Below are 18,668 nucleotides of genomic sequence, written 5' to 3' on the forward strand. Positions count from 1 at the left end.
GAAAAAGCCCGCCGTCGCTGCGGGCTTTTTCGTGCCTCATGGAAAAGCAAAAGATCGCAGCCTTCGGCAGCTCCTACAGGTATACGCAAATTTCTGTAGGAGCTGCCGAAGGCTGCGATCTTTGTGAAATCACCCTCGAAACTAAACGGTATTCCACCGCGCCAGCAACGCCGGCAGCTCGGTCAGGCTGCGAATCTCCGCATCCGGCAGTCGTTCTGCTTCCCAGACCTTGCCTGCCGGGTTGAACCAGATTGCCCGCAACCCGGCCTGTTGCGCCCCGGCAATGTCATCACCCGGATGATCGCCGATGTGCACCGCCGTTTGAGCGGTCGCACCACCCCGTTGCAACGCCTCATGAAACAGTCGCGCATCGGGTTTGGCGATGCCGATGTCTTCGGCACACAACGCAAACTTGAAGTAGTCCGCCAGCCCCAGCCGACGCACATCGGCATTGCCATTGGTGACCACGCCGAGGGCGTAATGATTGGCGAGGATTTCCAGGGTCGGTTCGACCTCCGGAAACACATCGATCTGATGGCGAGCGTGCAGAAACACTTCAAAACTCTTGTCCGCCAGATCCGACGCCTCGTGATGTCCGTAACCGGACTCTTCCAGCGCATGGAACAGCACTCGCCGACGCAGGGCGCTGATGCGGTGCTTGAGGCTTGGCTCGTTGCTCAATACACGCTCGCGAATAGCCCACAGGTGCTCCACCGGCACTGCCCCAAGGTTGGGCGCGTGCTCGGTCAGCCATTCACGCAAAACGGCTTCGGCGCTGACGATCACGGGGGCGGTGTCCCACAGGGTGTCGTCGAGGTCGAAGGTGATCAACTGAATACTCATGAATCGTCGCCTTTCATGCGTTTGGCCCGTGGGTGGGCGCTGTCGTAGACCGCTGCCAGATGCTGGAAGTCCAGGTGGGTGTAGATCTGCGTGGTCTTGATGTCCGAGTGGCCGAGCAGTTCCTGCACCGCGCGCAGGTCCTGGGAGGACTCCAGCAAATGGCTGGCGAAGGAGTGCCGCAGCATGTGCGGGTGCAGGTTCTGCCCCAGTTCGCGCTCACCCGCAGCCTTGACCCGCACCTGGATCGCCCGCGGGCCGAGACGCCGGCCTTGCTGGCTGACAAACACCGCATCGTCTGCCGGGTTGGTCATGGCCCGCAGAGGCAGCCACTGTTCCAGCGCCTCGCGGGCCTTTTTGCCTACCGGCAGCAGGCGAGTCTTGCTGCCTTTGCCAAGCACCTGGACCATGCCGTCGGCCAGGTCGAGCTGATCGAGATTGAGCCCCGTCAACTCCGACAGCCGCAGGCCGGAGGAATAGAACAGCTCGAGAATCGCCTGGTCCCGACGCGCCAGAAAGTCATCTTCAATCCCGCCTTCAAGCAGTTGCAGAGCGCGGTCGGTGTCGAGAGTTTTCGGCAGGCGGCGTTCGCCTTTCGGCGGCGCAAGGCCATTGGCCGGATCGTGGTCGCACAGACCTTCGCGGTTCAGGTAGTGATAGAGCCCGCGAACGGCCGACAGCAATCGCGCCAGGCTGCGGGACGATTGGCCCTGGGCGTGCAAACGGGCAATCAGGCTGCGCAGGCGCTGGATGTCCAGCGCCGCCCAACTGCCGATGCTCTGTTTGACGCACCAGCCCAGCACTTTATCGAGGTCGCGGCGGTAGGCCGACAGCGTGTGCGGCGACACTTGCCGCTCACTGCGCAGGTGTTCGCAGTAAGCGTCCAGTTGCCGTTCCATGTTCAGCGTACCGAGCGCAGGGAGTTGTTGACCCGTGGCAGCACGCGACCCATGACTTCAGCGATGTAGCTCAGGAACAGGGTGCCCACCGAGCTTTTGTAGTGCTGCGGATCACGGCTGGCGATGGCCAGGATGCCGTGGATGCCTTGGTGGCTGATGACAACGACCGCGGTGGAGCCAATCTGCTTGCGCTGTTCTTCACCGAACAGGAAGTCCAGTTCGTGCTCGCGCAGGCTGCCGCTGACGCTTTTGTCTTCCGAGAGCAAGCCGCCGATGGCCACTTGTGCTTCGGCGTGAGTGGCCCAGCGGCCGACCGGCATGGCGTTGTCGCCGAGCAGGATGAGGCTGACGAAGGGCACCTGGAACTCTTGGCGCAGACTGTCTTCGACGCACATCACCACGTCTTCCAGGCTGGCGGCATCCATCAACGCCAGGATCAGGCGACGGGTCTTGTCGAACAGTCGGTCGTTGTCCCGGGCCACGTCCATCAAATGCGAAAGGCGATGACGCAGTTCAATGTTGCGGTCGCGCAGGATCGTCATCTGTCGTTCCACCAGCGACACGGTATCGCCGCGTCGATGGGGAATACGCAGGGACGGGAGCAGTTCTTCGTGCTCGACGAAGAAGTCCGGATGAGCCTCCAGGTAGGCGGCAACAGCCGCCGCCTCCAGGCTTTCGGACGGTGATTCGTCAGCTTGTCGTGCGGGTACCTGAGGCTTGTCGGTCATGGATTTCGCTCACTCAAAGACGCACTTGTCCTTCATATACGCGCACTGCCGGGCCGGTCATCATCACCGGTTGGCCAGGGCCTGCCCATTCGATGGACAGACGCCCGCCTGGCAGGTCGATCAATAGCGGCGAATCCATCCACCCCTGGCTGATCGCGGCCACTGCGGCGGCACAGGCGCCGGTTCCGCAGGCCTGGGTTTCCCCGGCTCCACGCTCCCAGACGCGCAACTGCGCGCGGCTCCGGTCGATGACCTGGAGAAAACCGACATTGACCCGTGCCGGGAAGCGCGGGTGATGTTCGATTTTCGGCCCCAGTTCATGCACCGGCGCATTGTTGATATCGCTGACCCGCAGCACGGCATGGGGGTTGCCCATGGACACGGCAGCCAGATCGACCGGGGTGCCGTCGACGTCGACCTGATAACTCTTGGCCTGCTCCGGCGCCTGGAACGGAATATCCGCAGGCACCAGACGCGGGGCGCCCATGTTGACGCCGATCTGGCCGTCGTTTCGCACGTCCAGTTCGATGACGCCGCTTTTGGTCTCGACGCGGATCTGCCGTTTTGCGGTCAGGCGCTTGTCCAGTACGAAGCGGGCGAAGCAGCGCGCACCGTTACCGCACTGTTCCACTTCGGAACCGTCGGAGTTGAAGATCCGATAGCGGAAGTCCACGTCCGGGTTACTCGGCGCCTCGACGATCAGCAACTGGTCGAAACCGATGCCGGTGTGCCGGTCACCCCATTGCTTGGCGTGCTTGGGCAGAATATGTGCGTGCTGGCTGACCAGGTCGAGGACCATGAAGTCATTGCCCAGGCCGTGCATCTTGGTAAAACGCAGCAGCATGTTTTTACTCCGGCAGCAGGCTTTCGCCAGCAAACAACTCGGCTACCGTCTCACGGCGACGCACTTCAAATGCCTGATCACCGTCCACCAACACTTCAGCGGTACGGCCGCGGGTGTTGTAGTTGGAGCTCATGACAAACCCATAGGCACCGGCCGAATGCACGGCCAGCAGGTCGCCTTCTTCCAGTGCCAACTGACGATCCTTGGCCAGGAAGTCGCCGGTTTCGCAGATCGGGCCGACGATGTCGTAGGCGCGAGCAGCGGTATTGCGCGGGCGCACGGCAGTGACGTCCATCCAGGCTTGATACAGCGCCGGGCGGATCAGGTCGTTCATCGCGGCGTCGACGATGGCGAAGTCTTTGTGCTCGGTGTGCTTGAGGTACTCGACCTGGGTCAGCAATACACCGGCATTGGCCACGATGAAGCGGCCCGGCTCGAACACCAGCGCCAGGTCGCGGCCGTCGAGGCGTTCACGCACGGCTTTGATGTAGTCGGCAGCCAGTGGCGGCTCCTCGTCCTTGTATCGCACGCCCAGGCCACCACCGAGATCGATGTGGCGCAGGTAGATGCCACAATCGCCGAGGCGGTCGACCAGGCCCAGCAGGCGGTCGAGAGCGTCGATGAACGGCGGCAGGGTGGTCAGTTGCGAGCCGATGTGGCAATCGACGCCGACCACTTCCAGGTTCGGCAGCTGCGCGGCACGCACGTACACGTCTTCGGCGTCGGCGATGGCGATGCCGAACTTGTTCTCTTTGAGACCGGTGGAAATGTACGGGTGGGTGCCGGCATCGACATCCGGGTTCACGCGCAGCGAAATCGGCGCGCTAACGCCCAGTTCGGCGGCGACCACTTGCAGGCGTTCCAGCTCGTCGGTGGATTCGACATTGAAGCAATGCACGCCGACTTCCAGGGCGCGACGCATGTCGTCACGGGTCTTGCCGACGCCGGAAAACACAATCTTGTCGGCGCTGCCGCCAGCGGCCAGTACGCGTTCCAGTTCGCCACGGGAGACGATGTCGAAACCGGCGCCCAAACGCGCCAGGACATTCAGGACACCCAGGTTGGAGTTGGCCTTGACCGCGAAGCACACCAGGTGCGGCGTGCCGGCCAGTGCATCGGCGTAAGCCAGGTATTGGGCTTCGATGTGTGCACGGGAGTAAACGTAAGTCGGTGTGCCAAAGCGCTCGGCGATTGCAGAGAGGGCAACACCTTCCGCGAACAGTTCACCGTCACGGTAGTTAAAAGCGTCCATGAGGTTCCCTTATTGGTAGACGTCGTGCTTGTGTGCTTTGGAGGCAGGCTGCTGCTGTGACGATTTGGCCTGCTCGGCAGGGTCCTGATTTTCGTCAGGCAGGTACAGCGGGCCTTTTTGACCGCAGGCAGACAGCAGGCAGGCAACCGCGAGGAGCGCAGCAAGGGAGGAGATCAGGCGCTTCATGGCGAAATCCTTGAAAATGCATTAATTGCGCCGGAGTATACCGGCCACCCGGCAGCTTGCCTATGCAGCGGACCGCCCGTCTGGCGGGGCTTGGCCGCAAGCACATCGAACCCTGTGGGAGCGGGCTTGCCCGCGATGAGGCCATAACAGGCGCATTGATGTTGAATGTGAGGCCGCCATCGCGAGCAAGCTCRCTCCCACAGTTAGGCAACTGGGCGTTATCCTTTGCAATCGACGGGGCTCGGTCGTATCTTGCGGCGCTTGAGCCTGATCAGACACTTTTTGAGGTTGCCGTAATGAGTTTGTCCGAAGCGCGTTTCCATGACCTGGTCGATGCCACCCAGCAAACCCTGGAGGACATCTTTGACGACAGCGATCTGGATATCGATCTGGAGAGCTCGGCCGGTGTGCTGACCGTCAAGTTCGAGAACGGCAGCCAGTTGATCTTCAGTCGCCAGGAGCCGCTGCGTCAGCTGTGGCTGGCAGCGGTTTCCGGCGGTTTCCACTTCGACTACGACGAAGAAAGCGAGCGCTGGATGTGCGACAAGAGCGAAGAGCAGTTGGGTGAAATGCTCGAGCGTATCGTCCAGCAACAGGCTGGCGTCGAGCTCGATTTCGAAGGCCTGTGAGATCGTGACTCAGCCTGCGCCTGTCCGTGCGCCCAAGCCGCTCTACAGCAATGTCAGCCTGGCGGTGCCGTCGCCCTGCAGCGGTGTCTGTCGGCTGGACGAACAGAAAGTCTGCCTGGGGTGCTTTCGTCATGTCGAAGATATTCGTGAGTGGCGTTCGGCCGATGACGAACGTCGGCGGGTGATTTGCGCGCAGGCTTCGAATCGCAAGGCTGGCGCTCTGTAGGAGCTGCCGAAGGCTGCGATCTTTTGGCAGCTCTGAAGATTGCCGAAGAACAAGATCAAAAGATCGCAGCCTGCGGCAGCTCCTACGCCGCCGCGTGGCGGCTTGTATATTTTTTGAGCTGTGATAGTGTCCGGAAACGCCTCAACCCACCGAGGCTTATGAAAACCCCGCCTTTTTCTGGCGGGGTTTTGCTTTTTTCGTGCAGAAGAAAGGAGTCTGCCCAGATCATGACCGCACCTTCCATCACCCTTACCCGTCTGGACGTCCAGCGTCTGGAGCGTCTGATCGACAGCCTGGACGAGACGCTGCCGGGCGTTATTGCGCTGCAAACCGAACTGGATCGCGCTGATACCGTGGTCGGCCACGATGAAGTGCCGGCGGATGTCGTGACCATGAATTCCCGTGTGCATTGTCGAGAAGAAGGCAGTGGCAAGGACTACCACCTGACCCTGGTGTACCCCAAGGATGCGAATGCCGACGAAGGCAAGGTCTCGATCCTGGCGCCGGTGGGCAGCGCGCTGCTTGGCCTGAAGGTTGGTCAGCATATCGATTGGCCGGCTCCGGGCGGCAAGACCCTGAAGCTGACGCTGCTGGAAGTCGAATCGCAGCCGGCCAATGGCGGCGCGTTCCCCGAGTGACACCCCCTCAGACCTGATCGAGCGCCTCGTTCAACGCGTGCTCCAGGTCGGCTTTGTAGCGCAGGTACAGATGGGTGGAACTCTGACCTTCGCCGACCAGGCCTGACAGGTCGAGGTCGGTGATGTAGCAGCGGTAGCGTTCGGTTTCCCGGCGCTGCCCGACGATTTCCCGGGCGACCACGCTGAACAGCTGGTCGCCATGCTCCAACTCGGAAAACTCCCGTTGATTGCAATACAGCGTGACCTGCACCTGACCCGGTGCGGCTTTGCCGACGATCGCCTGCACGTCGTAGAGCGGCTTGTTCACCGGTGTCTGCGGTACCGGTCGGGCTTCGATGCGGCGCGCCCGGCCAGGGCCTGACGGCAGCAACTGGCAATACAGGGTGTCGAGGTTCAAGGGGTGGGCAGCATCCATTGGCAACAGGGTATCGCGACGGTGCTGGATCGATTGCAGGAAACGTTGCAGCGGCACCAGCAGGCTTTGCTCGTCGTGCCAGGGCAGGCGTTGCTGCCACAGGGCATTGAACTCATCGAGCACGTACAGATCGGCCTGATTTTCGTTGACCCGATAGAACACTTGTATGCAGTCCGGCTGGCCCGTCGGCAGGAGCAGCGCGAGGTCGTGGTCTTCCAGTGCCTTCGGATCCAGGTGCAACGGGCTGTAGCTGGCCATTTCCTCGCCCAGGTAATCGATCAGCGCCGGTAGAGTGGCCAGCGCGATGTGCTGGACCTGGCCGGGCACCAACTCCAACACGTGGTAGTGCTGCTGGACCTGGATCAGGTAGCGATGATTGAGCCGGCTCAACAGCAGGTTCTGCGCAGTATCGAGGATTTCCTCCACCCGTTGGGCAATGAACTGCGCGCGGTTATGGCAGAAGCAACGTACCCGCAGCTTCGGCTGATGTGGCCCGGCCGGCAGGTTGTTGAGGTAATCGCGGATGCAGTCGAGCAGGGCGTGGGGGCCGTCGTAGCGACCGACCAGCACTTCATTCCAGCTGTTGAGTGTGACCTGGTCCAGGGTCAGCACCAGGTTTTCCCGGACACCGGCGTAGCTCAGGGAATCGGTGCGCTCGGTGGTCATCAGGATGTTCAGGTCGCGATGGTGCTTGAGCGGATCGATGCCGACATTCACCAGAATCAGCACTTCACTCGGCACGCTGGCGCGCAGCAGCGGTTCTTCGGCGACGGTGGGCAAGGGCAGGGCGATGGTCTGTTGCAGGCTGCGGAGCAAGTTGAACAGTTCGAATTCGCTCAAGTCGCTGGTGCCGGGGTGTAAGGCCAGGCGGGTACTGCTGTCGATCACGCCATTGCGGTGGCACCAGGTCAACAGTTCCAGCAAGTGGCGGCTGCGTTTGATCGGCGCGAAATGTTCCCACTCCAGCGCCGTCAGGTTGCCGTTGTACAAGCCCCACTGGCTTTGCCCCGGTTCTTTCCTGTTCGGTGCCTGCACCAGCGTCAGGGTGTCTTCAGCCAGGTCCGGGGCGATACCGGGGTTGATGAACTCGACTTTGCCGGCCTTGCGCTCGAACGCGGCGTACAGGCGACGGCCGAGGACACTCAGGTCGCGCTTGTTGATGCGGCTGACCGTTTGTTCGTGACGGGCAAACTGTGTGAGAAAGCGGTAGCTGTAGTTCAGTTCATTGACCAGCGCCCGCCGCTCGGAGCTGACCTGGCGGATTTTCCACTGACTGCGGCTATCGAGCAGGGCCAGTTGGCGCTGGTCCCAGTGCCATTCGCGGGCCAGGCGCTCGAGCAAAGAGCGTTGCCAGCTCTGGGTGCGGCTGCTGCCGGTCAGTTTGCGATTGACCTTCAGGTACAGCGCGCGACGCACCAGCTCCAGCCTTTCCGGTTCGTTGCGGGCGACCAGGTATTCCTCGATGCGCCGGTACACCACGACATACGGGTCCAGCTCGTCGAGGTCGAGCCGGTTGGCGAATACCGCTTGTTTGAAGCGCAGGCTCAGGCAATGGACCCTTGGGTGTTCACTGGCGTAAACCTCGGTCAGCAACAGCTTGAGTACCGATTTGTAGGGTGACTCGATGCCCTTGAACAACTGCCAGAGCCCGGCGCCGATAAATTCACCGGGCGGGATGAAGGCCAGGTTGCCGAGGTCGAGGGTTTCATCTGCGCGGATGAAGCGTTTGGAGATCAAGGTATGGGTGTATCGGTCGTAGCTCGACTCTTCGTAGACCGGCACCAGCCACCAGATCGGTGTACGTCCGGCCAGCCAGATCGCGGTGCGGTAAAACTCGTCCAGCAACAGGTAGTGCTGGGTGGTGCCGCAATCTTCCGAACTCAGCTGGGTATCGCGCTCGCCCCGGACGAAACGGGTCGGGTCGATCAGAAAGAAGTGCGCCTCGGCACCCTGGCTGGCGGCCCAGACTTCCAGCAACTGGCATTTTTTGTGCAGTTCGGCGAGTTCGTTCTCGGTCAGGTCCGGCCCATGGCAGACCCACACATCCATGTCGCTCTGGTCGGCCTGAGCCAGGGTGCCGAGGCTGCCCATCAGGAACAGTCCGTGAATCGGCCGGGGCGGGTTGCTGCCGTGGCGCGGTTTGTAGGAAAACGATCGGGTCAGGCGCTGGGCTTCAGCGAGGACATTGGCATCCGGTTCGAAATTCGACAGCCCGGCCGGCGTACTGCCGCAAACGTAGCCGGGCAACAGCGGATGGTTCACGTGGAAAAACAGCGGCAGCAAGGTCAGGACCTCTTGCTGGCGGGTCGACAACCCTTCCATGGCGCGAGCCATGCGTCCTTCGTTGAGTTTCAGAAAGCGTGCGCGCAACTGGCTGAGAACCTTGCGGTCGATTCCCTCGTCCAGATCGGGGCGGATTTCATGGTTGCGGGTCATGTCAGCTCAAACCGGCTCGCAGGGCTCGGACGTGGGGCTCTTCGGATGAGGGGCAGTTTAGCGTCTTGAGGCGAGGACCTTTAAGCTGATTTTTTCTGGCGTCAGAATTCTATCGGCTGGAGACGGAAATCAGGGGAATGTGCCCGCGGAAATCCCTGGCTCGGGGTCTCCGTGGGCGATGCGGCAGAATTCAGGCTGTTACTTCGGCGTTAAGAATGGTCAGCACGGATTGCACATTTTGCGCGGCGTCACGACCCAGGCTGGTCAGGTAACCGCCATCAGGCTGGTCGGTCAGTTCTTTTTCAAAGAGGCGTTTGGCGGCGGCAATGTGTTTCGGGGCAGCGGTCTGATGAATTTTCAGACCTTCCTGGGAACTGTCCAGGTTGAAGAGTGCGAGGACTTCCAGTTCGGCAACCAACTCAGGGGTAAGCGACATAAGGACTCCAGACTTTCTAGGAATTGGACGACAGCGCCCCTAAGGTGAACCCGCTTGTCCGGCATGTCCAGTGCCCGCGACAGGGTTTTTTTCTCTGTAGGAGCGAGCTTGCTCGCGAAGGTCATCAACGATGACGCTGGAAACCTGACGCCCCGCGGCGCTCTCGGGTTTTTCGCGAGCGAGCTCGCTCCTACAGGGAGCGGGTAGGGCTTACTGCTTTTCCGGCGGCAGCTCGGGCAATGCACGCAGTGCAGCTTCGTACCATTCGGTGTTGAACGCGCGGTCTTCTTCGAGGATCGCGTCGATTTCTACCGCCAAAACGTGAGCCATCAAGTTGAGGATTTCTTCCCGCTCGTAACCCACCAGCGTCAGCTTGTTGAACGTCGCCTTGGCCGCTGGCGGGTTGTCGCTTTCGATCTGGTTTTCGATGGCCTGGATCAGGGTACTTTCGGCGAACTCTTCTTCGTCGTTGTCGATATCGTTCAGCTCGCTCATGGCAGGCTCCTCAGGGAAAGGTGGTCAGTTTACCCGCATTCAACCGCGTGATGCTGCTGGCAAGAATCCCGGCAGCGTTCTATAAACAGGCACTGCCCACCCCGCATGGTCTGGAGGCTTTGTGATGATCAAGCTTTATGGATTCTCCGTCAGTAACTACTACAACATGGTCAAGCTGGCGCTGCTGGAAAAAGGTCTGCCTTTCGAAGAAGTACCGTTTTACGCCGGCACCAGCCCCGAGGCACTGGCCATCAGCCCCCGCGGAAAGGTCCCGGTGTTGCACGTAGAACAGGGCTTCATCAATGAAACCAGCGTGATCCTCGAATACATCGAGCAAAGTCAGAACGGCACGCCGCTGCTACCGAGCGATCCGTTCGAACGCGCGCAGGTGCTGGCACTGGCCAAAGAGATCGAGCTGTATATCGAATTGCCGGGGCGGGCCTGTTACGGCGAAGCATTCTTCGGCATGACCGTACCGGAAGCGATCAAGGAAAAAACCAAGGCCGAACTGTTGTTGGGGATGGCAGCCCTGGGCCGGCACGGCAAATTCAGCCCTTACGTGGCTGGCGACAGCTTGAGCGTGGCGGATCTGTATTTCCTGTTCAGCGTGCCGCTGGCGTGTGGGGTCGCCAAGAAGTTGTTTGACATCGATCTGTTGGCCGAGCTGCCGGCGGCCAAGGCGCTGTTGCAGCGGTTGGGGGAAAACCCGAACGTTCAGCGAGTGGCGGCGGACAGGGAAGCGGCGATGCCGGCGTTCATGGCGATGATTGCTGCCAAGAAGTAGTTCTGCGGGGTTTTGAGGTCAGTCATCGTCGGAACGCCGCCCGGAGCCGGCTCGCTCCCACAGGGTTGGATGTGCGAACACTATCCAGTGTGGGAGCGAGCCGGCTCCGGGCGGCGATCCGACGATGCATTTGACGATTTAGCGACTGGCCAGAAGTGCCTGGCCGCGCACTACAGCAGCCTTCACCTGTGCCGGCGCGGTGCCGCCGATGTGGTTACGGGCATTGACCGAGCCTTCGAGGGTCAGCACGGCGAACACGTCCTGATCGATCTGGTCGCTGAACTTGCGCAGCTCTTCCAGGCTCATTTCCGCCAGGTCCTTGCCGCTGTCCACGCCGTACTTCACGGCATGACCGACGATTTCGTGGCAATCACGGAATGGCAGGCCGCGACGCACCAGGTAGTCGGCCAGGTCGGTGGCGGTGGAGAACCCGCGCAGGGCCGCTTCGCGCATCATCGCGTGCTTGGGCTTGATCGCCGGAACCATGTCGGCAAAGGCCCGCAGCGAGTCGCGCAGGGTATCGGCGGCGTCGAACAGCGGTTCCTTGTCTTCCTGGTTGTCCTTGTTGTAGGCCAGAGGCTGGCCTTTCATCAGGGTCAACAGGCCCATCAGCGCGCCGAATACGCGACCGGTCTTGCCACGCACGAGCTCCGGTACGTCCGGGTTTTTCTTTTGCGGCATGATCGAGCTGCCGGTGCAGAAACGGTCCGGCAGATCGATGAACTGGAACTGCGCACTGGTCCACAGCACCAACTCTTCGGAGAAGCGCGACAGGTGCATCATCGCGATGCTGGCGGCCGAGCAGAATTCGATGGCGAAATCGCGATCGGAGACGTTATCCAGCGAATTGCCGCCTACCGCGTCGAAACCCAGCAGTTGAGCGGTGTATTCACGATCGATCGGATAGGTAGTGCCGGCCAGCGCGGCGCTGCCCAGCGGCATGCGGTTGGTGCGCTTGCGGCAGTCGACCAGGCGCTCGTAGTCGCGGCTGAGCATTTCGAACCAGGCCAGCATGTGGTGCCCGAACGTCACCGGCTGTGCAGTCTGCAGGTGGGTGAACCCCGGCATGATGCTGGCGGCTTCGCGCTCGGCTTGCTCCAGCAGGCCATTTTGCAGGCGGGTGATTTCGGCCAGGATCAGGTCGATTTCGTCACGCAGCCACAGGCGGATGTCGGTAGCGACCTGATCGTTACGGCTGCGGCCGGTGTGCAGTTTTTTACCGGTCACGCCGATGCGGTCGGTCAGCCGCGCCTCGATGTTCATGTGGACGTCTTCGAGGTCGATGCGCCAGTCGAACTGGCCGGCCTCGATTTCACCCTGGATGGTCTTCAGGCCATCGATGATGCTGTCGCGCTCGGCATCGGTCAGCACGCCGACCTTGGCCAGCATGGTGGCGTGGGCAATCGAGCCCATGATGTCGTGGCGATACAGGCGCTGGTCGAAGGTGACGGAGGCGGTGAAGCGGGCGACGAAGGCGTCGACGGGTTCACTGAAGCGGCCGCCCCAGGACTGATTGGTCTTGTCAGTGCTCATGAATTCGCTCGTATCGGCTTGAAGTAGGAAGGCGTGGAACGCTGACGCGGATAATAACAGGGTTGCCAATCCTGTCGCTGACACTGGTCGACAGGTTTTTTTGGGGGGACGAGTCCAGGCTTGGGTAAGCCCCGCGCATTTTTGCGGAACGATATTTTCCAATTGAGCTGTATCGTCCCGGCAACCGTCTACAGTTGGACAGTAGGATCAGCGCACTTTTCGTTGCAGCCGCTGATTATAAAAAGAGGGGAGTGTTCAGATTGCGTAACAGCAAACCCTGTGGCGACGTGTCGCCAATGCGGGCCTGGGCCGCCAATCGCCCGGCAGATGAAAATTTAGCCGCCGGACCAGCGGCACTTTTTGACGCTCGCGCTAGTCTTAGCGTGGATCGCGGTGACGGACGTCACTTCACCTGTCTACGCTATCCTTGTGCGAGACTCACGCAGGAATCCAGCGCAATATGAATGTCCTGATCGTTGATGACGAACCCTTGGCCCGCGAGCGCCTGAGCCGAATGGTTGGCGAACTCGAGGGATACAGTGTCCTGGAGCCTAGTGCCACGAATGGCGAAGAGGCGTTGGCACTGATCGACAGCCACAAACCGGATATCGTGCTGCTTGATATCCGCATGCCCGGCCTGGATGGCCTGCAAGTGGCTGCGCGGTTGTGCGAACGCGAAACCCCTCCCGCCGTGGTGTTCTGCGCCGGGCCCGATGAATTTGCCGTGGAAGCCTTACAGGCCAGCGCCGTAGGCTATCTGGTGAAACCTGTGAGAACTGAACAATTACATGACGCATTAAAGAGAGCCGAGCGCCCCAATCGTGCCCAGCTCGCCGCCCTGACCCGCCCTGCTGCCGAAAGCGGCAACGGACCGCGCAGCCATATCAGCGCCCGAACCCGTAAAGGGATCGAGCTGATTCCGCTGGATCAGGTGGTGTATTTCATTGCCGACCACAAATACGTGACCTTGCGCCACGAAGGCGGCGAAGTGCTACTCGATGAGCCGCTCAAGGCCCTCGAAGACGAATTCGGTGACCGTTTCGTGCGTATCCATCGCAATGCGCTGGTCGCCCGCGAGCGTATCGAGCGACTGCAACGCACACCCCTGGGGCATTTTCAGCTGTTCCTCAAAGGCCTCAATGGTGATGCGCTGATCGTCAGCCGGCGTCATGTGGCTGGCGTGCGCAAGATGATGCAACAGCTTTAAACAGCTGTTCGCAGGCGAATTTCACACCCGATTGCCGGACATCCGGGGCCAGGGAGGCCGAGTAGTATCTGATACAAGTCAAAGTGGATTTGGCTGAGCTGTTATTATCCGCCGTATCTATTCAGTACGGATTGATCCATGTCCTCTCGCCAGATCCGCATCGCCACCCGCAAAAGCGCTCTCGCCCTGTGGCAGGCCGAATTCGTCAAAGCCCGTCTTGAAGCGGCTCATCCGGGCCTGCTGGTGACACTCGTCCCCATGGTCAGTCGTGGTGACAAGCTGCTTGACTCACCGCTGTCGAAAATCGGCGGCAAGGGCCTGTTCGTCAAGGAACTCGAAACCGCTCTACTGGACAATGAAGCAGACATCGCCGTGCACTCCATGAAGGACGTGCCGATGGACTTCCCCGAAGGCCTTGGCCTGTTCTGCATTTGCGAAAGGGAAGACCCGCGCGACGCCTTCGTTTCCAACACCTACACCAGTCTCGATGAGTTGCCCCATGGCAGCATCGTCGGCACCTCCAGCCTGCGCCGCCAGGCTCAATTGCTGACCCGTCGCCCGGACCTGGAAATCCGCTTCCTGCGCGGCAACGTCAACACTCGCCTGGCCAAGCTCGATGCCGGCGAATACGACGCCATCATCCTCGCCGCTGCCGGCCTGATACGCCTGGGATTTGAAGATCGCATTACCTCGGCCATCAGCGTCGACGACAGCCTTCCAGCCGGTGGCCAGGGCGCGGTGGGTATCGAATGCCGCAGCGCCGACCGTGAAATCCACGCTCTGCTGGCGCCCCTGCATCACCAGGACACCGCCACCCGCGTGACCGCCGAACGCTCTCTCAACAAGCACCTCAATGGTGGCTGCCAGGTGCCGATTGCCTGCTACGCCGTGCTGGAAGGTGAGCAGGTGTGGTTGCGCGGGCTGGTGGGCGATCCAAAGGGTGGTCTGCTGCTCAGCGCAGAGGCCCGCGCTCCTCGCGGCGATGCCGAAGCGCTGGGAGTGCGAGTGGCCGAAGACCTTCTCAGCCAGGGTGCCGACGCCATACTCAAAGCGGTCTATGGCGAGGCTGGTCACGAGTGATCGGCTGGCGCTTGCTGCTGACGCGTCCCGCCGATGAGTCGGCGGCGCTGAGCAGTCTTTTGGCCGAGCAGGGGATATTCAGTAACAGTCTGCCGCTTTTGGACATCATGCCCATTGCGGCCACTGACACAATGCGCCAGGTGATTCTGGCGCTGGATCAGTTCTGCGCGGTCATTGTGGTCAGCAAGCCGGCCGCCCGGATCGGCGTCGAACTGCTCGAGCGGTATTGGCCAACACCGCCCGGTGTGAAGTGGTTCAGCGTCGGCGCGGCGACTGCGCAGATCCTCGAGGATCACGGATTGGACGTGAGCTTCCCGGCAGAGGGCGATGACAGTGAAGCCTTGCTCGAACTTTCCCGACTGCGCGAGGCTATCGCACAACCCGATGCGCGAGTGTTGATCCTGCGCGGGGAGGGCGGGCGCGAGTTGCTGGCGGAGCGTTTGCGTGAGCTTGGTGCTAGTGTCGAGTATCTGGAACTGTACCGCCGGGCATTGCCGATTTACCCGCCGACAGCGCTGCCGGAACGGATCCAGGCGGAACGCCTGAACGGGCTGGTGGTCAGCAGTGGACAAGGTTTTGAGCACCTGCATCAATTGGCCGGCGACGCCTGGCCGCAGTTGGCGCAGTTGCCGTTGTTTGTACCAAGCCCCAGGGTTGCCGAGCTGGCGCGTGCCGCCGGGGCCAAAACAGTTGTGGATTGTCGCGGTGCGAGTGCCGCGGCCTTGCTGACGGCGTTACGGGAGCATCCCGTACCCGTTTTCTAATGCAAAGGATGGATACGTGAGCGAAACAGCCTTGCCTAAAGATGACTCGCGACGGGTGATCGATGCACCTGTTGATGCACCTGTTGATGAAATGCCGCCGCCGCCACCTGCTGCCGAGCAGCGTCGAGGCAATGGTCTGGCAATCATTGCGCTGCTGTTGGGAGCGGCCGGTGTCGCGGTGGGCGGTTGGGGTGTCTGGCAGGTGCGTCACCTGCAAGCCAATAATCAGCAGCAACTGAGCCAGATGCAGGTGCTGAATGACCAGGCGCAAAACCTCAAGCTCAATGAGGAGCGCCTGAGCGCACGCCTGGCGCAATTACCTCCCGCCGATGAACTGGAAGCACGTAGCCGTCTGGTGATTCAGCTGCAAGGTGATCAGCAGCGGCTGAACCAACGGCTGGAAACCGTACTCGGCGCCAGTCGCAAGGACTGGCGTCTGGCCGAGGCCGAGCACCTGCTGCGTCTGGCCAGCCTGCGACTGTCGGCCTTGCAGGACATCAGCAGCGCCCAGGCACTGGTCCAGGGTGCCGATGAGATACTGCGCGAGCAGAACGACCCAGGCTCTTTTGCCGCTCGCGAGCAGGTGGCCAAGACCCTGATTGCCTTGCGCAGTACCGAACAACCGGATCGCACCGGGCTGTTTCTGCGTCTGGGCGCGCTGCGCGATCAAGTGGCCAGCCTCACCGAGCTGGCGCCGGAGTACAAGGACCGTGGCGATTCGTTGCTGGGTCTGACCGCCGATGGCGACGGTGCCAGCCGCTGGGCGCAATGGTGGGATCAGATTTCCCGCTACATCCGTATCGATTTCAGTGCCGACAAAAACGTTCGCCCATTGCTGGCCGGCCAGAGCCTGAGTCAGGTACGCCTGGCCCTGAGCCTGGCGCTGGAGCAAGCGCAGTGGGCCGCACTCAATGGCCAGGCGGCGGTTTACTCCCAGGTGCTGGACGAAGCGCGGGACATCCTCAAGGGCAACTTCAACCCGGACAACGCACAAAGCAAAGTAATGCTTGAGCAGGTGGCCGAGTTGAGCAAGCAACCTGTCACCGTAGTCACTCCGGACATGACCGGCACCCTGAGCGCGGTGCAGGGGTATCTGGAGCGGCGCAACCTCAATGCCGAAGATTCGGTCAAGCCACTGGCCAGGCCTGCCGCGAACACCGCGCCGGAGGCCACGCCATGAAACGCCTCTATGTGATCGTGTTCCTCGTGATCGCCGCTGCCGCTGCGCTGGGGCTGGCGATTGCCGAACACTCCGGTTACGTGCTGATTGCCTACAAGACCTTCCGCTACGAGTCGAGCCTGTGGGCTACTTTGGCGCTGGTGGCTGTGCTCTGGCTGGTGATCTGGGGCGTCAAATCGCTGGTCGAACTGGTGATGACATCCAGTGGCGTGGTCAACCCGTGGTCTCGGCGTAACCGCAGTCGTCGGGTGCAGGTGGCGATCGAGCACGGTCAACTGGACCTGGCCGAGGGTCGCTGGGCCAGTGCGCAACGTCACTTGCATCGGGCCGCCGAAGCCGAGCGCCAGCCGCTGCTTTACTACCTCGGTGCGGCCCGTGCCGCGAACGAACAAGGCCATTACGAAGAAAGCGACAACTTGCTGGAGCGCGCCCTGGAGCGTCAGCCTCAGGCCGAGTTGGCTATCGCCTTGAGCCACGCTCAGTTGCAGACCGATCGCGGTGATACCGAAGGTGCCCTCGCCACCCTGCAAGCCATGCGTGAACGCCATCCTCATAACGCACAGACCCTGCGGCAGTTGCAGCGCTTGCTTGAGCAGCGTGGTGACTGGTCGGCAGTGATTCGCCTGCTGCCGGAGCTGCGCAAAGACAAAATCCTGCCGGCGGCCGAGCTCGCCGAGCTGGAGCGTCGGGCCTGGGGGGCGAACCTGTCTCTGGCAGCGCAACGGGAAGAAAACGGAACGGAGGGGCAGCAATCGCTTGAACGTGCCTGGCAACAACTGACCTCGGCACAGCGTCAGGAGCCGCAACTGGTGCTCGCGTATGCCGAACAACTGCGTCAATTGGGGGCTCAGGTCGAGGCCGAAGAAGTGCTGCGTACTGCTCTCAAACGCAGTTACGACAGTCATCTGGCACGACTCTACGGACTGGTTCGCGGCAATGATCCGGCCCGCCAGTTGCAGGCCGCCGAAGGCTGGCTCAAGGACCATCCGGCCGATCCGGGCCTGCTACTGACACTGGGTCGTCTATGTCTGCAAAACAGTTTGTGGGGCAAGGCCCGGGACTATCTGGAAAGCAGCCTGCGTGTACAACGCAATCCGGAAGCCTGTGCGGAACTGGCACGCTTGCTGGCGCAAATGGGCGATACCGAGCGCAGCAACCAACTGTTTCAGGAAGGCCTGGGGTTATTGGATGAACGCTTGCTCGCGGCCCCTCTGCCAGTGCCAGTCCGCGCTTGACCCGTTCGCTGGCGCCAGGTTTCGGCGTCTGAGCGATGACCTGCGGCGAAGGAGTGATCGCCCTCGCCGCAGTGCGATGAATAGTTGAAATTCAGTTGCCGCATCTCGTCGCAGACAAAGTCCTACAGAGGACTACATTTTATCCTCTCGCCTGCGTCGGGATTTCCCTACGCCTGTGCTGAAGTCTCTGTGGGCACTTGCCTTGTAAGGCCGTCGTGCTTTCCTCTACCGTAATGGTCTGTCACTACTTTTACGGAAAAGCCATGTCTTTGGCCTGCTCACGCTCCTTGTTTTTCATGGCTTTCATTGCGGGCGCTCTGGCGATAGGCGTTTCCTACTACCTGGAATATGCAGTCGGCCTGCGGCCTTGTGGATTGTGTCTGTTGCAACGGTTTTGCATGGCGCTCTTTGCCGGTGTCTGCCTGTTGGCTTCGGTCCATGGCCCCGGTCGCATCGGAAACGTTCTGTATTGGCTGCTCAGTCTTTGTTGCAGCCTCGCGGGCACTGTCACGGCGTGGCGACAGGTCCTGCTGCAAAGCCTTCCGATGGAACAGGCAGCGGCGTGCTCGACCCATCTGGCGGACCTGTTGGCCAGTTCTCCGTGGCTATCCGTCGTACAACAAATGTTCAAGGGCGCTGCCGATTGTGTGGAAATTTCCTGGACGCTGTTCGATCTGAGTCTCACCGAGTGGAGCCTGCTGTTCTTCGTCGCGATGATGATTCTGGCCGTTTACCAGTCGTTGCGACTGGTCTGGACCAGCTATCAGCGACCACTCAGCGGCGAGTCGTCGCACCGGGCCTTTGCGGGCGATTAAACACTTGTATGAACTTTATCGCCTGCGTACCTTGAAGCCAGTGTCG

The 18,668-nt window shown here is 61.2% G+C and carries 20 protein-coding genes and 1 pseudogene; 11 read left to right on the top strand and 10 right to left on the bottom strand.

The features are described from left to right. Positions 1–141: 141 nt before the first annotated feature. From AC1DXW_RS01850 to lptM, 6 genes are read right to left on the bottom strand one after another with little or no spacing between them, the layout of a single operon-like run. The gene (locus AC1DXW_RS01850) at positions 142–843 is read right to left on the bottom strand and encodes an HAD family hydrolase (protein ID WP_477752290.1); all 702 of its coding nucleotides are present in this window, start codon (positions 841–843) and stop codon (positions 142–144) included. Next, entirely contained in the window at positions 840–1,739 is a 900-nt protein-coding gene (gene xerC / locus AC1DXW_RS01855) for a tyrosine recombinase XerC (RefSeq protein ID WP_477752291.1), read from the bottom strand. The genes AC1DXW_RS01850 and xerC overlap by 4 nt, the downstream gene beginning before the upstream one ends. A gap of 2 nt (positions 1,740–1,741) precedes the next feature. Continuing rightward, positions 1,742–2,467: a DUF484 family protein gene (locus AC1DXW_RS01860; protein WP_477752292.1), complete on the bottom strand. Its 726-nt coding sequence runs from the start codon at positions 2,465–2,467 to the stop codon at positions 1,742–1,744. 13 nt (positions 2,468–2,480) lie between these two features. After that, a complete protein-coding gene (gene dapF / locus AC1DXW_RS01865; RefSeq protein WP_150671962.1) occupies positions 2,481–3,311 on the bottom strand; it encodes a diaminopimelate epimerase in 831 nt (276 codons plus the stop codon). 4 nt (positions 3,312–3,315) lie between these two features. Further along, positions 3,316–4,563 carry a diaminopimelate decarboxylase gene (lysA, locus tag AC1DXW_RS01870; RefSeq protein ID WP_477752293.1) on the bottom strand — a complete coding sequence of 416 codons (1,248 nt, stop codon included), beginning with the start codon at positions 4,561–4,563 and terminating at the stop codon, positions 3,316–3,318. 9 nt (positions 4,564–4,572) lie between these two features. Continuing rightward, positions 4,573–4,749, bottom strand: a complete 177-nt coding sequence (lptM, locus tag AC1DXW_RS01875) for an LPS translocon maturation chaperone LptM (protein WP_477752294.1) — start codon at positions 4,747–4,749, stop codon at positions 4,573–4,575. Positions 4,750–5,045: 296 nt separating this feature from the next. Between lptM and cyaY the strand changes: the two genes are divergently transcribed. The 3 genes from cyaY (at position 5,046) to rnk (ending at position 6,242) form a co-directional block, all read left to right on the top strand. After that, complete coding sequence (gene cyaY / locus AC1DXW_RS01880; RefSeq protein WP_007980802.1) at positions 5,046–5,378, top strand: iron donor protein CyaY; 333 nt, start codon at positions 5,046–5,048, stop codon at positions 5,376–5,378. Between the two features lie 4 nt (positions 5,379–5,382). Next, positions 5,383–5,604: a DUF1289 domain-containing protein gene (locus AC1DXW_RS01885; protein WP_477752295.1), complete on the top strand. Its 222-nt coding sequence runs from the start codon at positions 5,383–5,385 to the stop codon at positions 5,602–5,604. Between the two features lie 227 nt (positions 5,605–5,831). Continuing rightward, positions 5,832–6,242: a nucleoside diphosphate kinase regulator gene (gene rnk, locus AC1DXW_RS01890; protein ID WP_007992229.1), complete on the top strand. Its 411-nt coding sequence runs from the start codon at positions 5,832–5,834 to the stop codon at positions 6,240–6,242. Between the two features lie 7 nt (positions 6,243–6,249). Here the strand turns inward: rnk and AC1DXW_RS01895 are convergent, their stop codons facing one another. The 3 genes from AC1DXW_RS01895 to AC1DXW_RS01905 all read right to left on the bottom strand — a co-directional run bounded on the left by AC1DXW_RS01895 (position 6,250) and on the right by AC1DXW_RS01905 (position 10,024). Beyond that, entirely contained in the window at positions 6,250–9,093 is a 2,844-nt protein-coding gene (locus tag AC1DXW_RS01895) for a class I adenylate cyclase (RefSeq protein WP_477752296.1), read from the bottom strand. 190 nt (positions 9,094–9,283) lie between these two features. Then, entirely contained in the window at positions 9,284–9,529 is a 246-nt protein-coding gene (locus AC1DXW_RS01900; RefSeq protein WP_007980796.1) for a TIGR02647 family protein, read from the bottom strand. 210 nt (positions 9,530–9,739) lie between these two features. Beyond that, positions 9,740–10,024: a hypothetical protein gene (locus tag AC1DXW_RS01905; RefSeq protein WP_007992234.1), complete on the bottom strand. Its 285-nt coding sequence runs from the start codon at positions 10,022–10,024 to the stop codon at positions 9,740–9,742. A gap of 124 nt (positions 10,025–10,148) precedes the next feature. Here AC1DXW_RS01905 and AC1DXW_RS01910 point away from each other — a divergent pair, with 124 nt between their 5' ends. Continuing rightward, positions 10,149–10,808: a glutathione S-transferase family protein gene (locus AC1DXW_RS01910; protein ID WP_477752297.1), complete on the top strand. Its 660-nt coding sequence runs from the start codon at positions 10,149–10,151 to the stop codon at positions 10,806–10,808. A 138-nt stretch (positions 10,809–10,946) separates the two neighbouring features. Here the strand turns inward: AC1DXW_RS01910 and argH are convergent, their stop codons facing one another. Then, positions 10,947–12,341: an argininosuccinate lyase gene (gene argH / locus AC1DXW_RS01915; RefSeq protein ID WP_477754313.1), complete on the bottom strand. Its 1,395-nt coding sequence runs from the start codon at positions 12,339–12,341 to the stop codon at positions 10,947–10,949. Between the two features lie 341 nt (positions 12,342–12,682). Here argH and AC1DXW_RS01920 point away from each other — a divergent pair. The 7 genes and pseudogenes from AC1DXW_RS01920 to AC1DXW_RS01950 all read left to right on the top strand — a co-directional run. Continuing rightward, positions 12,683–12,805, top strand: a pseudogene (locus AC1DXW_RS01920) (sensor histidine kinase); the annotation flags it as partial. Then, a complete protein-coding gene (locus AC1DXW_RS01925) occupies positions 12,802–13,548 on the top strand; it encodes a LytR/AlgR family response regulator transcription factor (protein WP_223456459.1) in 747 nt (248 codons plus the stop codon). The pseudogene AC1DXW_RS01920 and the gene AC1DXW_RS01925, both read left to right, overlap by 4 nt. A 138-nt stretch (positions 13,549–13,686) precedes the next feature. After that, positions 13,687–14,628, top strand: coding sequence for a hydroxymethylbilane synthase (hemC, locus tag AC1DXW_RS01930; protein WP_477754314.1), 942 nt, complete (start codon positions 13,687–13,689; stop codon positions 14,626–14,628). Then, the gene (locus AC1DXW_RS01935; protein ID WP_477754315.1) at positions 14,625–15,392 is read left to right on the top strand and encodes a uroporphyrinogen-III synthase; all 768 of its coding nucleotides are present in this window, start codon (positions 14,625–14,627) and stop codon (positions 15,390–15,392) included. Before hemC ends, AC1DXW_RS01935 begins: the two co-directional genes overlap by 4 nt. A 16-nt stretch (positions 15,393–15,408) precedes the next feature. Then, the gene (locus AC1DXW_RS01940) at positions 15,409–16,572 is read left to right on the top strand and encodes a uroporphyrinogen-III C-methyltransferase (protein ID WP_477754316.1); all 1,164 of its coding nucleotides are present in this window, start codon (positions 15,409–15,411) and stop codon (positions 16,570–16,572) included. Then, positions 16,569–17,807: a heme biosynthesis HemY N-terminal domain-containing protein gene (locus AC1DXW_RS01945; protein WP_477754317.1), complete on the top strand. Its 1,239-nt coding sequence runs from the start codon at positions 16,569–16,571 to the stop codon at positions 17,805–17,807. The genes AC1DXW_RS01940 and AC1DXW_RS01945 overlap by 4 nt, the downstream gene beginning before the upstream one ends. 263 nt (positions 17,808–18,070) lie before the next feature. After that, a complete protein-coding gene (locus AC1DXW_RS01950) occupies positions 18,071–18,622 on the top strand; it encodes a disulfide bond formation protein B (protein ID WP_477754318.1) in 552 nt (183 codons plus the stop codon). Positions 18,623–18,668 lie beyond the last annotated feature (46 nt).

The sequence above is a fragment of the Pseudomonas sp. P4_C4 genome, from assembly GCF_056402055.1.

What these genes read in the sequence shown, in the direction of transcription:
- AC1DXW_RS01850 (WP_477752290.1), bottom strand. Translation starts at nt 843, where the DNA reads ATGAGTATTCAGTTGATCACCTTCGACCTCGACGACACCCTGTGGGAC.
- hemC (WP_477754314.1), top strand. Translation starts at nt 13,687, where the DNA reads ATGTCCTCTCGCCAGATCCGCATCGCCACCCGCAAAAGCGCTCTCGCC.
- AC1DXW_RS01950 (WP_477754318.1), top strand. Translation starts at nt 18,071, where the DNA reads ATGTCTTTGGCCTGCTCACGCTCCTTGTTTTTCATGGCTTTCATTGCG.
- argH (WP_477754313.1), bottom strand. Translation starts at nt 12,341, where the DNA reads ATGAGCACTGACAAGACCAATCAGTCCTGGGGCGGCCGCTTCAGTGAA.
- lptM (WP_477752294.1), bottom strand. Translation starts at nt 4,749, where the DNA reads ATGAAGCGCCTGATCTCCTCCCTTGCTGCGCTCCTCGCGGTTGCCTGC.
- AC1DXW_RS01900 (WP_007980796.1), bottom strand. Translation starts at nt 9,529, where the DNA reads ATGTCGCTTACCCCTGAGTTGGTTGCCGAACTGGAAGTCCTCGCACTC.
- AC1DXW_RS01905 (WP_007992234.1), bottom strand. Translation starts at nt 10,024, where the DNA reads ATGAGCGAGCTGAACGATATCGACAACGACGAAGAAGAGTTCGCCGAA.
- lysA (WP_477752293.1), bottom strand. Translation starts at nt 4,563, where the DNA reads ATGGACGCTTTTAACTACCGTGACGGTGAACTGTTCGCGGAAGGTGTT.
- AC1DXW_RS01860 (WP_477752292.1), bottom strand. Translation starts at nt 2,467, where the DNA reads ATGACCGACAAGCCTCAGGTACCCGCACGACAAGCTGACGAATCACCG.
- cyaY (WP_007980802.1), top strand. Translation starts at nt 5,046, where the DNA reads ATGAGTTTGTCCGAAGCGCGTTTCCATGACCTGGTCGATGCCACCCAG.
- AC1DXW_RS01910 (WP_477752297.1), top strand. Translation starts at nt 10,149, where the DNA reads ATGATCAAGCTTTATGGATTCTCCGTCAGTAACTACTACAACATGGTC.
- AC1DXW_RS01945 (WP_477754317.1), top strand. Translation starts at nt 16,569, where the DNA reads ATGAAACGCCTCTATGTGATCGTGTTCCTCGTGATCGCCGCTGCCGCT.
- AC1DXW_RS01895 (WP_477752296.1), bottom strand. Translation starts at nt 9,093, where the DNA reads ATGACCCGCAACCATGAAATCCGCCCCGATCTGGACGAGGGAATCGAC.
- dapF (WP_150671962.1), bottom strand. Translation starts at nt 3,311, where the DNA reads ATGCTGCTGCGTTTTACCAAGATGCACGGCCTGGGCAATGACTTCATG.
- AC1DXW_RS01925 (WP_223456459.1), top strand. Translation starts at nt 12,802, where the DNA reads ATGAATGTCCTGATCGTTGATGACGAACCCTTGGCCCGCGAGCGCCTG.
- xerC (WP_477752291.1), bottom strand. Translation starts at nt 1,739, where the DNA reads ATGGAACGGCAACTGGACGCTTACTGCGAACACCTGCGCAGTGAGCGG.
- rnk (WP_007992229.1), top strand. Translation starts at nt 5,832, where the DNA reads ATGACCGCACCTTCCATCACCCTTACCCGTCTGGACGTCCAGCGTCTG.